General features: G+C 69.7%; 11 protein-coding genes. 7 read left to right on the top strand and 4 right to left on the bottom strand.

Annotation, left to right across the window (positions count from 1 at the left end; all coding sequences use genetic code 11):
• Nucleotides 1-30: 30 nt before the first annotated feature.
• Complete coding sequence (locus ACIOTO_RS06610; protein ID WP_029263193.1) at nucleotides 31-669, bottom strand: response regulator transcription factor; 639 nt, start codon at nucleotides 667-669, stop codon at nucleotides 31-33.
• Nucleotides 657-1,889, bottom strand: a complete 1,233-nt coding sequence (locus ACIOTO_RS06605) for a sensor histidine kinase (protein WP_400857138.1) — start codon at nucleotides 1,887-1,889, stop codon at nucleotides 657-659. The genes ACIOTO_RS06610 and ACIOTO_RS06605 overlap by 13 nt, the downstream gene beginning before the upstream one ends.
• A gap of 108 nt (nucleotides 1,890-1,997) precedes the next feature.
• Between ACIOTO_RS06605 and ACIOTO_RS06600 the strand changes: the two genes are divergently transcribed.
• Nucleotides 1,998-2,765, top strand: coding sequence for an ABC transporter ATP-binding protein (locus tag ACIOTO_RS06600; RefSeq protein ID WP_372467866.1), 768 nt, complete (start codon nucleotides 1,998-2,000; stop codon nucleotides 2,763-2,765).
• A complete protein-coding gene (locus ACIOTO_RS06595; protein ID WP_400857137.1) occupies nucleotides 2,765-5,302 on the top strand; it encodes an FtsX-like permease family protein in 2,538 nt (845 codons plus the stop codon). Before ACIOTO_RS06600 ends, ACIOTO_RS06595 begins: the two co-directional genes overlap by 1 nt.
• A gap of 66 nt (nucleotides 5,303-5,368) precedes the next feature.
• On the opposite strand, the gene ACIOTO_RS06590 is transcribed toward ACIOTO_RS06595, so the two are convergent.
• Both ACIOTO_RS06590 and ACIOTO_RS06585 read right to left on the bottom strand, forming a co-directional pair.
• Nucleotides 5,369-8,350 (bottom strand): beta-N-acetylglucosaminidase domain-containing protein, encoded by a 2,982-nt coding sequence (locus ACIOTO_RS06590; RefSeq protein WP_400857136.1) that lies wholly within the window; start codon nucleotides 8,348-8,350, stop codon nucleotides 5,369-5,371.
• Between the two features lie 99 nt (nucleotides 8,351-8,449).
• Entirely contained in the window at nucleotides 8,450-9,235 is a 786-nt protein-coding gene (locus ACIOTO_RS06585) for a GntR family transcriptional regulator (protein ID WP_400857135.1), read from the bottom strand.
• 187 nt (nucleotides 9,236-9,422) lie between these two features.
• Between ACIOTO_RS06585 and ACIOTO_RS06580 the strand changes: the two genes are divergently transcribed.
• From ACIOTO_RS06580 to ACIOTO_RS06560, 5 genes are read left to right on the top strand one after another with little or no spacing between them, the layout of a single operon-like run.
• On the top strand, nucleotides 9,423-10,700 hold the full coding sequence (locus tag ACIOTO_RS06580; RefSeq protein WP_400857134.1) for an ABC transporter substrate-binding protein: 1,278 nt from the start codon (nucleotides 9,423-9,425) through the stop codon (nucleotides 10,698-10,700).
• Entirely contained in the window at nucleotides 10,697-11,623 is a 927-nt protein-coding gene (locus ACIOTO_RS06575) for a carbohydrate ABC transporter permease (RefSeq protein WP_400857133.1), read from the top strand. Before ACIOTO_RS06580 ends, ACIOTO_RS06575 begins: the two co-directional genes overlap by 4 nt.
• Complete coding sequence (locus ACIOTO_RS06570; protein ID WP_400857132.1) at nucleotides 11,623-12,528, top strand: carbohydrate ABC transporter permease; 906 nt, start codon at nucleotides 11,623-11,625, stop codon at nucleotides 12,526-12,528. Before ACIOTO_RS06575 ends, ACIOTO_RS06570 begins: the two co-directional genes overlap by 1 nt.
• A complete protein-coding gene (locus ACIOTO_RS06565; RefSeq protein ID WP_400857131.1) occupies nucleotides 12,525-13,472 on the top strand; it encodes an N-acetylglucosamine kinase in 948 nt (315 codons plus the stop codon). Before ACIOTO_RS06570 ends, ACIOTO_RS06565 begins: the two co-directional genes overlap by 4 nt.
• Nucleotides 13,466-14,743 (top strand): hypothetical protein, encoded by a 1,278-nt coding sequence (locus tag ACIOTO_RS06560; protein ID WP_400857130.1) that lies wholly within the window; start codon nucleotides 13,466-13,468, stop codon nucleotides 14,741-14,743. Before ACIOTO_RS06565 ends, ACIOTO_RS06560 begins: the two co-directional genes overlap by 7 nt.
• Nucleotides 14,744-14,746 lie beyond the last annotated feature (3 nt).

Raw genomic sequence — 14,746 nt, 5'->3', positions numbered from 1 at the left:
AAGCGCGCCTGAGCGCCAGGGCGGATGCCGTCAGGTGCGGAGGTACGCGAGCACGGCCAGCACGCGCCGGTGCCCGCTGTCGCTGGACGCGAGCCCGAGCTTGCCGAAGATGTTGCCGATGTGCTTGCTCACCGCGGTCTCGGTCACGAAGAGCCGCCCGGCGATGGTGCCGTTGTCGAGCCCCTCGGCCATGAGCCCGAGCACCTCGCGCTCGCGCGGGGTGAGCGTCTGCACCGGATCGTCGGCGCGACGGCGGCTCATCAGCTGCGAGATGACCTCGGGGTCCATCACCGTGCCCCCGGCGGCCACGCGGTTCAGGGCATCGATGAACGAGGCGACCTTGCCCACGCGCTCCTTGAGCAGGTAGCCGAGGCCGTCGGCTCCGGCCGCGAGGAGCTCACCGGCGTAGCGGTCCTCGACGTAGGCCGACAGCACCAGCACGGGGAAGCCGGGTCGGCGGGCGCGCGCCTCGGCCGCGGCCTTCAACCCCTCGCTCGTGAAGGTCGGCGGCATCCGCACGTCGACCACCGCGGCATCCGCCTCGTCGAGTCGCTCCAGGAAGCCCTCGGCATTATCGACCGCGGCCACCACGTCGAAGCCCTCGCTGCGCAGCAGCAGTGCCAGGCCCTCACGAAGGAGGGTGTCGTCCTCGGCGATCACGATCCGCATGGCAGCTCCGCTCTCAGGATGGTGGGCCCGCCGGCCGGGCTCGTGAGCTTCAGCGTGCCCTCGAAGGCTTCGATGCGACGACGGATGCCGGCGATGCCGCCGCCCGGACGCTCCGCGGCTCCGCCCTCGCCGTCGTCCTCGACCGTGATGAGCAGCACCTCGCCCTCGCGGGCGACCTCGACGGAGGCCCGTGTCGCCGCGCTGTACTTGCTGACGTTGGTGAGGGCCTCGGCCACGACGAAGTAGCTGGCCGACTCGACCGCCGCCGGCACACGTCCGACATCGGCCGCCTCGATCGTGCAGGGAACGACGCTGCGCCCGGCGAGCGAGGCCAGCGCGCCTTCCAGCCCGAGCTCGTCGAGGATCGGCGGGTAGATGTCGTGCACGGTGCGGCGGAGTCCGGCGAGGGCGTCGGTCGCGGCATCCTGCGCTCGCCGCAGCGGTTCGAGCACGTCGCCCCCGGTCTCCTGCGCCCGCTCGGCGATCCCGAGCATCATCACGACGTTCACCAGGCGGTTCTGGGCCCCGTCGTGCAGGTCGCGCTCGATGCGACGGAGCTCTGCAGCGTGCGCGTCGAGGGCGGCGGCCCGGCTGAGCGTGAGGGCGTCGACTCGGGCGGCGAGGCGCGACTTCTCGGGAGTCGCGAGCAACTTCGCGGAGACGAACGACACCAGCCGCGCGACGGCCGGGATCAGGAAGACCGCGAGGATCGCATACGCCAGAGCGACGAGCGGCATCGTCGCCGCGAGCTCCCACGACGTGACCGGATACACGGAGCTGACGGGGTCGTCGGCGGGCGCGAACTGCCAGTAGTAGGTGATGGCGAGCGAGTTGACCGCTGCTACCGGGAGCGAGATCGTCAGCAGCGAGAGGAACAACACGGGGATCCCCTGCACCGCCAGCCACAGCAGGTCGCGGCCGGTGGCGCGCGAGAACGCGAAGCGCAGACGATCGTCGATGGTCGAGGCGGGCGGCAGCACATGGCCGATCGGCGGCAGAACCTCGCCGCGGTAGACACCGACGCGGCGGCGGTTCACATCCGTCCACCCGTGCAGGCCGCGGACCGCCTCGGGCATCAGCAGCACGCCGCCGGTGATGATCATGAGGGGGAGCAGCGCGAGCCCGAGGCTGAGGAACACCACGGACGCGATCGAGACTCCGGCCTCGACGGCCAGGTATCCCCAGGCGCGCAGCCAGCGTCGCATCCGTCCGTCCTTCACTCTCACAGTCTGCCGGAGGGGTCGGCCGAGCACGGTATAGCCAGCACCACCATCGATGCGGCAGCGGGCGGGATGGGATGCCGGATCGGCCGTCCCTAGCGTCGAATCATGACCTCCACACCACTCGCCCCCGCCGTCGATGCGGGCCCCGCCGAAGCGCTGCGCCTGCAGTCCGTCGTCAAGACCTACGGCGCAGGCGCCAGCCGCGTCACCGCCCTCCGCGGCGTGAACCTCGCCATCGCGAAGGGCACCTTCACCGCGATCATGGGCCCCTCCGGCTCGGGCAAGAGCACGTTGCTGCACAGTGCTGCGGGACTCGACCGGCCCAGCAGCGGCACCGTCCACCTCGGCGGAACCGAGATCTCGAGCCTGAAGGCACGTCAGCTCACGGCCTTCCGGCGCGACCACGTGGGCTTCGTGTTCCAGGCGTACAACCTGCTGCCGGCCCTGAACGTCGAGGACAACATCACCCTCCCGCTGCGACTCGGCGGCCGGAGCCTCGAGGCGCGGTGGCTCGACTTCCTGCTCGACGCGGTGGGGCTCGCGGAGTTCCGTCACCGCCGCCCCTCCGAACTCTCCGGTGGCCAGCAGCAGCGGGTGGCGATCGCGCGCGCCCTCATCACCCGACCGCACGTGGTGTTCGGCGACGAGCCGACCGGCGCGCTCGACTCGCGCTCGGGCAAGCAGGTGCTCGATCTGCTCGCTCACACGGCGCGGGAGCTGAACCAGACCGTCGTGGTCGTGACGCACGACCCCGTCGTGGCATCGCACGCCGATCGCGTGATCTTCCTCGCCGACGGCGCCTTCGCGGGATACCTCGACGGCGCCGACCCCGCGCAGATCAACGACCGCATGAGCGCATTGGGGGAGTGGTGATGTCGGGGCCGCTGGGCTTGGGTCGACTCGTCCGAGCGGATCTTCGCCACCACCGTCGGAGTTTCGTCGGAGTCGCGGTCGCCGTGTTCGTCGCGAGCGCTCTGGTGACGGGCCTCGGCGTGCTCGTCGAATCCGGCATGCGCGGCGGGCTCGCCCCCGAACGCTATGCCGCGGTGGATGTGGTCGTGGGTGCGCCGCAGCAGGTGGACGTGCCGGAGGACCTCCCCGTTCCGTTGCGGGAGCGCGCGTCGCTGCCCGCCGACGCGGCGCGTGACATCGCCGCGCTGCCGGGGGTCGACCGCGTCGTGGCCGACGTGACCGTTCCGCTCGTGCTGCAGGGCGCAGGTACGGATGCGGATGCCCGTGCCGCCGCAGCCGCCGTCGTCGAGGCGCACCCGTGGGAGGCCACGGTGCTGACCGGCTTCGAGCTGCGCGAGGGGCGGGAGCCCGCGGCGGCCGATGAGGTCGTCGTCACTTCGGGCAGCGGCCAGGCCGTGGGCGACACGGTCACGCTGGCCCACGGCGGCATCCCGTCGGAGTACCGCGTCGTCGGTGAGGTCGCCGCTCCTGCGGCACCCGAGCGGAGCGCGCACGTGTTCCTCACGGAGCGCCGCATCGACCAACTCGACCCCCACGACGGTGCCGCGCAGGCGCTGGGCGTCTTCGTCTCAGGGGATGACGCCGAGCAGACGGCCACCGCGATCCGCGAGGCCTTTCCCGGCCTGGTCGCCCGCACGGGAGATGACCGCGGCGACGTCGAGTTCCTCGACTCGGGGGCGGCGCGTTCGATGCTCGTCGCCATCGGCAGCGCCTTCGTCGGCACGTGCATCCTCGTGGCGATGTTCATCGTGGCGGGCACGCTGTCGCTGTCGGTGCAGTCGCGCCGCCGTGACTACGCGCTGCTGCGCGCGGTGGGCGCGAGCCCGTCGCAGGTGCATTCGCTCGTGGCCCGCGAGGTGCTGTGGGTGTCGGCGGTCGCCGCGCTACTCGGTATCGCGCCCGGGTACCTGCTGTCGACCGTGCTGCAGTCGGCGTTCGTCACCGGAGGCGTCATCCCCGGCGACTTCGCCCTCGCCTTCAGCCCTCTTCCCGCGGTCGGCGCGGTACTGCTCGTGCTCGCCTCCGCCTGGGGTGCGGCGCGCATCGCGGCCTCGAGGGTCGCGAAGCTCGACCCGGTCGAGGCGCTCCGGGAGTCGGCCACGGGTGCTCCGGCGATCGGGCTGCCGCGCATCATCACCGGCATCGTGCTCGCCGCGGCAGGCATCTCGGTGTCGACGGTGCCGCTCGTGGTGCGCGGGCAGATCGCGGCGGGTGCCGCGGCCGGGGCGGCGATGCTGCTGATCATCGCGCTCGCCGTGCTCGGTCCGTGGCTCGTGTCGCTGAGCGTGCGCCTGATCGGCAGCGTGCTGCGGCGGCTGTCGTCCGCGGGCTTCCTGGCCTCGGCGAACGCCGCGGCGAACAGTCGGCGACTGGCCTCGGCGATCCTGCCGATCGCTCTCGGCATCGGCCTGGGACTCGTGCAGATCGGAGCACCGTCGATCATCGCCGCCGAGGCCGCGACGCAGGCCACCGCGGGAGTCATCGCCGACCTGCGGGTGACGGCGCCGACCGGGCTCACGCCGGAGGCGGTCGAGGCGATCCGCGAGACCCCCGGTGTGACCGAGGCATCGGGGATCGCGCTGAGCGCCGCAGTGGTGGATTCGCACGACTTCGAGGGCAAGCTGCAGCGCGAGGAGCACGTGCTCCAGGGCATCGACCCCGAGCGAACGGCCAAGAGCCTCGACCTGCGTGTGCGCGAGGGGTCGCTCACCGACCTCGACGACGCCACGGCGGTCGCCGTGAGCACGGATGCCGCGCAGAGCCTCGGGCTCGACATCGGCGGCACGGTCGCCGGGCACCTCGGCGACGGTTCGCCGTGGGAGGCCACGGTCGTGGCGGTGTACGAGCGCGGTCTCGGGTTCGGCGACCTCACGATGGCCGCCGACGACGTGAGGGCGCACACCACGGCCGGCCTGGATGCGTTCGCGCTCGCGACGGTCGATCCGGGTGCCCTCGATGACGTGCGTGCGGCGCTGACCGAGCGCGGTTTCGTCGTGAGCGACGGATCGGGCCAGGAGGCAGCGGGCGCTGGTGCGCAGTCGCAGCAGGGGTGGGTGAACCTCATCGCGCTGCTCGTGATCCTCGGCTACATCGCGATCGCCGTGGTCAACACGCTCGTGATGGCAACCGGGGAGCGCTCGCGGGAGTTCGCTCTGATGCAGCTGATCGGCTCGTCCCGCCGGCAGGTGCGCTCGATGATGCGGATCGAAGCCGTGCTGGTGGCCGTGATCGGCATGGTGTTCGGCGTCGTGGTCGCGATCCCTCCGCTCATCGGCGTGAGCATGGGCATCTCGGGTCAGCCGATTCCCGCGCTGCCGGTGCTCGGGTCTCTGACCATCATCGGTGCGATGGGTGCCCTCGCGCTCGTGGCGCTGTGGGCGGGAACCACCGCAGCCATGCGCACCCGCCCGATCGACGAGATCGGGTCCCGGCAGTAGCGCGGCGCGAGAGGACGCAGACGGCGGGGAGCATGCCATTCGGCGCGCTCCCCGCCGCCGTCGCGATCAGAGGATGAACAGGGCGCCCTGCCACCCCTGCCCGACCCGGTTTCCCGGGGTGAACATGTTCCCCGTGAAGACGCCGGTGTTGACGAACTCGAGCAGGGTGCCCGCGGAGTCGGTCGTTAGCAGATCGGCCTGCGAGTCGCCGTTCAGATCGGTCACGACCGGCAGTCGGGCCGCGCTCCAGTCGGATCCGACCTGCACGCGGGGTGCGAACGTCGGGATTCCTCCCGAGCATCCGGTGTTCCGATAGGCGAACAGCTTCCCGTCACCGAGCACAGCCAGCAGGTCGGCCCGTCCATCGCCGTTCAGTTCGACAGCTTCCAGCTTCAGCGTGCCTCCCCACCCCGTCCCGACGAGCCCGGTGGTGGAGAACATCGACCCGGTGAACGAGCCGTTGTTGTCGAATGCACGAAGCGCGCCGGCCCCGTCGATGGTGAGGATGTCGGAGTCGCGGTCGCCGCACAGATCGCCGACGATCGGCAGCTGCGACGACGACCACCCCTGTCCGACCTTCACTCCGGGATCGGTGAACGCGGGCACGTTGTTGGTGCACCCCGTGTTGCGGTACGCCATCAGGTCTCCGTTGGCCAGCACGCCCAGCAGATCCGCGCGTCCGTCGGCATTCAGATCGGTCGCCTTGAGGCTCAGATTGCCCTGCCAGTTCTGCCCGATCTGCACCGGTGCGGCGTACAGGCTCCCGAACGCCCCGGAGTTGGCGCGGTACCTCAGTGCGCCCGTCGATTCGACCTGCACGATGTCGAGCTGCCGATCACCGCAGAACTCGCCGACGATGGGCAGGCGGGCGGCCGAGTATCCGGAACCCACCGTGTAAGCCACTGTTCCGAAGTACGTGGCGCCGTCCTGGTTGGACTGCCCGCTCGTGGTCGAGACGTTCGGATAGGCCTTGAGGGTCCCGTCCGCCATCACGCCGAGGAGGTCTGAGCGTCCGGTGCCGGCGAGGTCGCCGAGTTCTGTTCCCCGCGCCAGCGCGAACGACAGGAACGGGTCGAGGACGCCGACGCCCACTCGGGCCTCGTTCGCGCTGATCTGCGCGACGAGCGCGACCAGCTGAGTGCGCTTCTGATTCATCGTCGTGGTGTCACCAGCGCTCTCGGCGACCAGAGCCGCCACCGCCAGTTCGCCGGCCTGGCCGTAGAGGCTCGCCTTGTCGAGCCAGCGGACGCCCTCCGCCTTCAGGAACGGATTGGCCCCGGGTTCGCGGAGCGTCGTGACGCTGTTCTTGAGTGCCGTGAAGGCGGCGGTGAGCTCGGTTCCGGCGGCGGCCACGCCGCTGTTCGCGTGCCACGCGTTGCGGAAAGCTGCGATCTTCGCGCCAATCCCGGGTGATTCCACCGAACTCAGTGACGAGGCGTAGTTGTTCTCCGCGAATGCGCGCAGCGCCGCCGTGCGAGTGCCGCCCAGCGCGGCCACCGAGGCTTCCCAGGAGGACGCGGCATCGTATGCGTCCGGGTTCCAGGCGAAGTCCGCCGCGGTGAACAGGGCGAGCTGCGAGAACTCGGCCTCGTTCATCGCGTTGAAGTAGATGCCCTCGCTTGCGCCCGCGAGCGTCTTGTCCCGCCCTTCGAGCGGTCCGAGCAGCAGACGGTCGGCGTCGAACCGGTCGGCGTAGTCGTTGACCGGATAGTTGTCCCAGATCGCGATCGGTCGTCCACCGAAGGCGCTCTTCGCGGCCGTGAGGTCGCCGAGCGGAATCGTCGGCGAGATGACTTCTCGTCCGCTCCAGAACATCGTCGCCTTGGGCGTCACCTGCTGGGCGAGGCGGGTGCGGTACTGGCTCGTCTGAGTGCCGAAGTATTCCGTGGGAACGACCAGCAGCGGCCGCGCACCCGTCTTGGTGTCGAGCCAGGCCTGCACCTCGTTGACGACTCCGGCCTGCAGCGATGCCAGCGCCTGATCCGAGGTTCCGAGGCTGCTCGTCCCGCTTCCGTAGGTCGCCTTGTCGGTCGCGCAGCTGAAGTCGTCGGGGATGTCATCCCACGCGACGGTGAATCGGCGCACGCCCACGTCCCACAGTTGCTCGAAGCGATCGATGAGCAGATCCGTCTGGCCGGGGGTCGAGAAGCACATGCCGAGGGCCGGAGCCATGGGAGCCTGCGGCGAGACGCGGTAGATGTACTCGACGTGACGGGCGGCGCTCAGCGTGACGATCTGCTGGATCTCGGCGAGGTCGGTGCCGGAGTACTTGGTCGACCAGAGGTTTCCGGTGTGCAGGTCCTGCGCGGGGCCGTAGAAGTAGGTGCCCATCTTGTTCCGGGCGAGGAACTCGATGTGAGACTTCTCCTGATCGAGCGACCAGTGATCCGGGTCGCTGTAGAACGACTGCATCCCTGCGCGCACCTTGAAGGCGGGGGCATCGCGCACGGTGAGCTTCCACACCTTGCTTCCGCTGGTGCCCGCCGTCAGCACCTGTCGAAGGCTCTGCGCCGCGTAGTAGGTGCCGGTCTTGTCGACGCCGGAGAGCACGACGCGCATGCGACCCTGCGCGTCGGTTCCGGCGGCGAGGACGTACCCGTCGGCGGCGAGACCCGCGGGACCGGTGGCGCCGAGGGCTGTCAGTGCGGCGGCGCTCGCCGCGTTCTCGCCGGGGCCGCCGACGTACACGGTCGCGCCGGATCCGGGATCGGTGCTCGACACGGTCGAAGCCGTTCCGGTGGCGGCGAGCAGCGACTTGGTCAGGGCGACCGCCGCGGCATCGGCGCCGCTGGGGGCGACGAGCGTGACGCTCGACGGCAGGGTCATCTGCTGTCCGGACGAGGTCAGCTGCTGCGGCTTCGGCCAGATGACGGGCCCGGTGGCGGTGGTCGCGGTGGCGACGTCGGAGGGAGCGGCGGAGACGGCCGGCGCGGTGTCGAGTGCGGAGGCGGCGATCGGCGTCGCGAGCCCCGCGACGAGTGTGGCGGACGTGATCAGCCCGAGGGCCGTTCTGCGCCGCGCGCGGGAGAGACGTGGAGAGGACTTCATGGGAGAGCGCCCTTCTGGCAGGGCCGCACGGATTGCGGCGCGTACGCCAGATACTGGTCTAGAGCAGTTTGGCTGTCAAGGGTGCTCTTCGATCCCGCCTCATCCGTCGGCGGCGCGCCCCACGTGCATCTCGATCACGTAGCGGTCGCCCCGATAGAGCGATCGACCGAACTCGACCGTCTTGCCCATGTTGTCGTGAGCCTTGCGCTCGATGGCGAAACAGGGCTCGCCGGCATCGGTCTCCAGGCGCACCGCATCCTCCGGGGACAGCCGGTCGATCGCCACCGTCTGCTCGGCGTTCTCGGGATGCACGCCGTAGACGCGGTCGAGCACCTCGTAGAGGGAATCCGTCTCGGTCATCCTGTCGAGCAGGTCGGGAAAGCGCGCGGCCGGGAGGTTCGTCGTCTCGTAGGCCATGGCCGTGCCGTCGGCGGTCCTGACGCGCTCGATGCGAACGATGAGGTCGCCCTCGGCGAGGTCGAGTGCCGCCGCGACCTCGGCCGAGGCGGACTCGAGGCGGGCGGAGAAGTCACGAGCGCCCGGCTCCATCCCGCGGAATCGCATGTCCTCCGTGAAGGACCGGAAGATCTCCGAGTGGGTCAGTCGCGGATGCTGCACGAAGGCTCCGCGGCCGGGCTCCCGGCGGACCAGACCCGCCGATTCCAGGCTGTCGATCGCGCCGCGGACCGTCATCCTCGCGACCCCGAACTGCTCGGCGAGAACCCGTTCGGAGGGCAGTAGGGTGTCGGGCCGCGAAGATGCGGCGAAGGCCGCCAGGGCCTTCCGGATCTGCTCGCCCTTGCCCGGTTCGCCGCTGAGGTCTCCGACCTGCACGGCCAGCAGGCCGATCTCCTCGCCGCCGTCGGAATGCTTCGACCGTGCCACCGTGGAAAGCTCCTTCTCATGCGCTTGCGCGCGTAGTGAGTCATCTTAGGCCGGTGGGGTGGGAGATTGGTCTATACCGGCACCATTGACAAACGGTATAGACCAGTATTACGGTGGCCCCACCCAAACATGCACCGCCTCACCACTGCCCGAATCCGTTCGGAACAGTCCCACCAAGAGGAGCACGATGTCGAAGTTCAGAAAGGCCACGCTGGCGGCAGGAGCACTGACCGTCAGCACACTCGTTCTCGCCGCATGCGCCCCGAGCGCCGGTCCCGCCGGCGCGGAGGGCGACGACTCCACGATCACGGTATGGGGTTGGAGGCAGGAGGACGCCAAGACGTACGACAAGATCTTCGCCGCCTTCGAGAAGGAGCACCCCGGCGTGACCGTCGAGTACGTGCCCTACCTCAACACCGAGTACGACACCATCCTCTCGACCGGGCTCAAGGATGCGAGCGGCCCGGATGTCGCCCAGCTGCGCTCCTACGGACTGCTGCAGCCGCTCGTGGAGTCCGGTGACCTGGTCGCCCTCGATGACGAGGTCTCCGAGCTCGCCGACTTCTCGCCGTCGGTCCTGGACGGCGCCCGCGGCGTCTCGGACGGCGCGGTCTACGGTGTTCCCTTCGCGATCCAGACGCTGCACGTCATCTACAACAAGGCCGTCTTCGACGAGCTCGGGCTCGAGGAGCCGACGACCTGGGACGAGATGATCAGCGCGTTCGACGAGATCAAGGCCTCGGGCGTCACCCCGCTCGCCAACACGGTGACCGACACCTGGATGCTGCCCATCGAGCAGGAGATCTTCGGCGCCGGCACCTATGGCGGCACCCCCTACCTCGAGAAGATGCTCGACGGCGAGGCATCCTTCACCGATGCGCCGTGGGTCGACTCGGTCGATGCATGGACCAGCACTCGCGACTACTGGGGCGACGCCTACCAGGGCACCAGCTACGAAGACGCACAGGCGCTCTTCACCTCCGGGAAAGCGGCCGCATTCCCGGGCGGCATCTGGGAGCTGGCGAACTTCCGCAAGGCCAACCCCGACCTGGAACTCGGCATCTTCAATGCGCCGGCTCCCGACGGCTCGGGTGTGCCGGTGCCCGGATACGTCGACGGCTCGTTCGGCGTCTCGGACGCCAGCGACAACAAAGAGGCCGCGCTCGAGCTCGTGCAGTGGATGGCGACCGCCGACTTCGGCCAGGCGTTCACCGATGAGCTCGCGCAGATCTCGCCCGTCCCCGGTGTGACGCCGTCCGATCCGCTGCTCGCCGAAGCGGTGGAGGCGTACGCCGCCGAACCGAGCCCGTACATCACCTACGCCTACTTCTCCGGTGGCACCCCCGGTGCCTGGGACCTCGCGTCCTCCTCGTTCTCGAGCCTGATCCTCGACGAGATCGATGCGGGCGGCGCGGCGGACAAGATCCAGCAGGGTGTCGATCAGTGGTTCAAGCCGCGCTCATGATGCGGACACGAGCGCGGGGCCGCTACTCGCCCGAGCATGTCTCGTTCGGGTGGATCGCGTTGTTCAGCGGCCCCGCGCTCGTGTTGTACACCGTGCTGGTGATCGTCCCGATCTTCACCGCATTCGTCTACGGCCTCTTCACCTGGAAGGGGACCACGCCGGATGCCTTCGTGGGATTCGGGAACTACGTCGAGCTGTTCACGCGCTATCCGGTGAACGAGCAGCTCGGCTCCGCGCTCTGGCACAACGTGCTCTTCTTCATCGGCACGATGGCGGTGCAGAACACGATCGGACTGGGGCTGGCGGTGCTGTTGCATCGGACGAAGCGCGGCAAGCGGCTGTTCCAGACCCTCTACTCCACCCCCTACCTGCTCAGCCCGCTGATCGTCGGCTACCTGTGGGCGATGCTCCTCAGCCCGACGTTCGGACCGATCAACGAGGCGCTTCGCGCCATCGGCCTCGATGCCCTGGCGCTTCCGTGGCTCGGCCAGCCGAACACCGCGCTGCCCGTGCTCATCCTGATCAATGCCTGGCAGTGGATCGGCGGCCCGCTGCTGATCTTCGGGGCCGCGCTCGGCGGCATCCCGGCCGAACTCGAGGAGGCGGCCCAACTGGACGGGGCCTCCCACTGGCGTCTGTTCTGGGCGGTGCGATTCCCGCTGATCATGCCGGCCGTCGGTGTCATCACGGTGCTCACCTTCATCGGCTGCTTCAACATCTTCGATCTCGTCTACGCCCTCGGCGGCTCGAACGGCGGACCGTCCGGGTCGATGGACGTGCTCGGCCTCCTGTACTACCGACTCGCGTTCGACGGCGGGACCAACGCCATCGGAGACTCCTCGGCCATGGCCGTGCTCATGTTCATCCTCGTGTTCGGTGTGGCGATCGCCCTCGAACGACTCCTTCGGCGCCGGGAGGCCTGATGACTTCCACACTCGCACGGCCGCGCACGCCGAAAGCCCCGCCCCCCGAGCCGGCGCGGACATCGTCGCCGCGCCGTCGCACGCGCGCGGGGCTCGGCACCCGCATCGGAGTGCAAGCGGTGCTCTGGATCTACGCGGCGATCGCGTTCGGACCGATCCTGCTCGTGCTCCTCGGATCGCTGCGGCCCACCAACGAGATCCTGCAGAACCCCATCGCGCTGCCGACGAGCTTCGACCTGTCGAACTACGTGCGTGCGTGGGAATCCGCGTCGCTGGGCACCTATTTCCTCAACTCCGTGTTCATCACCATCTGCTCGGTCGCGCTGTGCGTGACCGTCTCGGTCGCCGCGGCCTTCGTCATCACGCGCCGGGTGTTCCGCGGACGCGCCTTCCTGGCCGCCTTCTTCATCGCCGGTCTGATGGTCCCCGCGAAACTGGGCCTGCTGCCGATCTATTACATGTTCCAGGCGGGCGGCCTCGTCGACACCCATCTCGGACTCATCCTGCTCTACGCCGCCAGCGGCATCCCGTTCACGATGTTCGTGCTGATGGGGTTCATGCGCGGGCTTCCGGTCGAGCTGGAAGAGGCGGCTCGTCTGGATGGAGCGAATGACGGGCGCATCTTCTGGTCGGTCATCCTGCCCTTGGTCAGACCCGCGCTGGCGGTCGTGACGATCTTCCAGTTCGCGCCGACCTGGAACGACTTCTTCTACCCGCTGGTGCTCCTGCGCGACACCGACAAGTACACGATCCCCGTCGGTCTCACCCAGTTCTTCGGGGAGTACTCGGCCGACCGCGGCACCCTGTTCGCCGGTCTGATCATCGCGCTGCTTCCGCTCGCCCTGGTCTTCGCCTTCGCCTCGAAGCAGATCATGTCGGGCCTGACCGCGGGAATCAGCAAGTGAGCGCGGTCGCTGCGATCGACGGCGGAAAATCCGGCCTCCGGATGCGCATCGTCGGCACGGCCGGCGAATCGGAGGGACGCGGATCGGGGTTCGTGTACTCGGGTGAGGGGGCGGACCACGCCTCGATCATCGCCTCGGTGCAGGAAGCGCGTGCGGACGTCGATGCGTCCCAGACTCTCGAGCATGTCGTCCTCGGCCTCACGGGTGTTCCCGGCGAGCCTGCGGAGCGTGCAGCGCTGGCCTCCGCCCTCGAGCGCGAACTCGCAGCACCCGTGCTGCTGCTGGACGATGCGATCCTCGCTCACGCGGGCGCCATCGCCGGACCGGGGACCATCGTGTGTGCGGGGACAGGAAGCATCGTCCTCAGCATCGACGAGCACGGATCGGCGAAGTCAGCCGACGGATGGGGGCCGACGCTGGGGGATCGCGGCAGTGCCTACGCGATCGGTCTCGCCGGCCTGAGGGCGGCGGCGGCGGCGATCGACGGCGCCCACATCCCCACCACCCTCTCCGCGGAACTCCGCGGCAGGCTGGGGGGAGACGTCTCGATCGCCGCCCTGCAGCGGTTCTACCGGGACGGCTCGACCTCGACCCCGTCCGTGGCATCATTCGCCGTCGACGTCGCTCAGGCGGCCGAGGCCGGAGATGCGGTGGCGGCCTCGATCCTGAACGGTGCTGCCGTCGATCTCGCCGAGACGATCGCGGCGACGGCCCCGCACGCTCCGGGGTTCCCGATCAGCTACTCGGGCCGGATGCTCGCCGCCAACACGTACCTCCGGGCGACGCTCGACCATGAGCTGCGAGCAAGCGGGCTCACCCTCTCGGACCCCCGCGGCGACGCACTCGCCGGCGGGATCCGCATCGCGCAGGAGCGGGCCCGCGGTGAACGCGCGGGCCTTTATGAGAAGGCGATCCGCGCCTGGGAAGAGGGGTCGCTGTGCTGATGATCGGACACGGGGAGGCCAGGCTGAGCGTCGTCCTGGGGGAGCCTCTCGGAGGCTACATCGACCGGACGGAAGGCGTGCTCGGCTCGATCGAACCGCTCGAGGTGCACGCCATCAGCGTCGGCGGGGACTCCTCACGGCTGGTGCTCCTCATCGTCGACCTCATCTGCGTCAACACCGACCTCGTCGCGCGGATCCGTGCAGCCGCCGACGACCTCGGCGTCTCGCGGGTGTGGGTCTCCGCGACTCATGCGCACTCCACTCCCGAGGCCGGATGCTACCCGGGTGGGGCGGCGACTCCGGACGCGCTCGCCGAACGGGTCGTCGCGTCGGCACTCGCCGCGATCCGGAGCGCGATCGCCACGGAGGAGCCGGGCCGGGTGCGAGCCGTGCGGAGCATCGTCTCCGGTGTCGGCGGGCGCCGCAACGTGCCACCGGACGAGACCCCGCAAGTGCCGATCGATGTCCTCTTGTTCGAGGCGAGCGGTCCCGCAGGCCAGGCGCCTCGCCGGCGCGGGATGCTCGTGGTCTCGCCCGTGCATCCCACTGTCCTCCCTCCGGACAACAGGTTCACGAGCGCCGATCTCACCGGCGGTATCCGGCGGGCGCTGGCATCCGAGGCCGAGTGGGTGGTCGCGGCGACCGGCGCTGCCGGCGACATCAGCACGCGGACGACGCGGCAGGCGCGGGACACGGCAGAGATCGACCGCATCGCGTCACGCGTCGCCGACGCCGTGCGCTCCACGCTCCGCGTGGGAGCCGACGACGAGCGCCCAGAAGGGGACGCATCGCTGGTAGCCCCGCTGGCGGTGACGCTCGACCTCCCGGCGAGACCTCCGCTGCCCGCCGCGGTCGGCAGCGCCGTGGATGCACCGCAGGACCCGTTCTCGGCGCGTCGGCAAGCCGTGCTCGAGCAGGGCATCGCCCTCGCCGAGGAGAGTCGGACCCGACTGTCGACGCATCAGCACAGCGTCACGATCGAGGTCGGCGTCATCGACAGTGTGCGCCTCGTCGCGGTCCCCGCCGAGCTCTATCTCGGGCTGGCCGAGCAGATCCGCGAGGGGTACCCGGCGCACCCGACCGTCGTCCTCGGATACACGAACGGCTACCTCGGCTACGTGCCCGACCGTCAGGCTCCGCTGAGCTACGAGACCGTCGTAAGCCCGGTGGCCGCGGGAAGCGGCGAGGCGATCGTCGAGGCCGCTCTCGGTCTGCTTGCGGAGGCCGATGCCGATGCGAACACCACCGTCGCCACAGGAACGCTCTCGTGAAAG

Source organism: Microbacterium sp. NPDC087592 (genome assembly GCF_044743585.1).
Classification (GTDB): domain Bacteria; phylum Actinomycetota; class Actinomycetes; order Actinomycetales; family Microbacteriaceae; genus Microbacterium.
This window is presented reverse-complemented; position numbering and strand designations above follow the sequence as displayed.

What these genes read in the sequence shown, in the direction of transcription:
- ACIOTO_RS06600 (WP_372467866.1), top strand. Translation starts at nt 1,998, where the DNA reads ATGACCTCCACACCACTCGCCCCCGCCGTCGATGCGGGCCCCGCCGAA.
- ACIOTO_RS06580 (WP_400857134.1), top strand. Translation starts at nt 9,423, where the DNA reads ATGTCGAAGTTCAGAAAGGCCACGCTGGCGGCAGGAGCACTGACCGTC.
- ACIOTO_RS06590 (WP_400857136.1), bottom strand. Translation starts at nt 8,350, where the DNA reads ATGAAGTCCTCTCCACGTCTCTCCCGCGCGCGGCGCAGAACGGCCCTC.
- ACIOTO_RS06610 (WP_029263193.1), bottom strand. Translation starts at nt 669, where the DNA reads ATGCGGATCGTGATCGCCGAGGACGACACCCTCCTTCGTGAGGGCCTG.
- ACIOTO_RS06595 (WP_400857137.1), top strand. Translation starts at nt 2,765, where the DNA reads ATGTCGGGGCCGCTGGGCTTGGGTCGACTCGTCCGAGCGGATCTTCGC.
- ACIOTO_RS06575 (WP_400857133.1), top strand. Translation starts at nt 10,697, where the DNA reads ATGATGCGGACACGAGCGCGGGGCCGCTACTCGCCCGAGCATGTCTCG.
- ACIOTO_RS06570 (WP_400857132.1), top strand. Translation starts at nt 11,623, where the DNA reads ATGACTTCCACACTCGCACGGCCGCGCACGCCGAAAGCCCCGCCCCCC.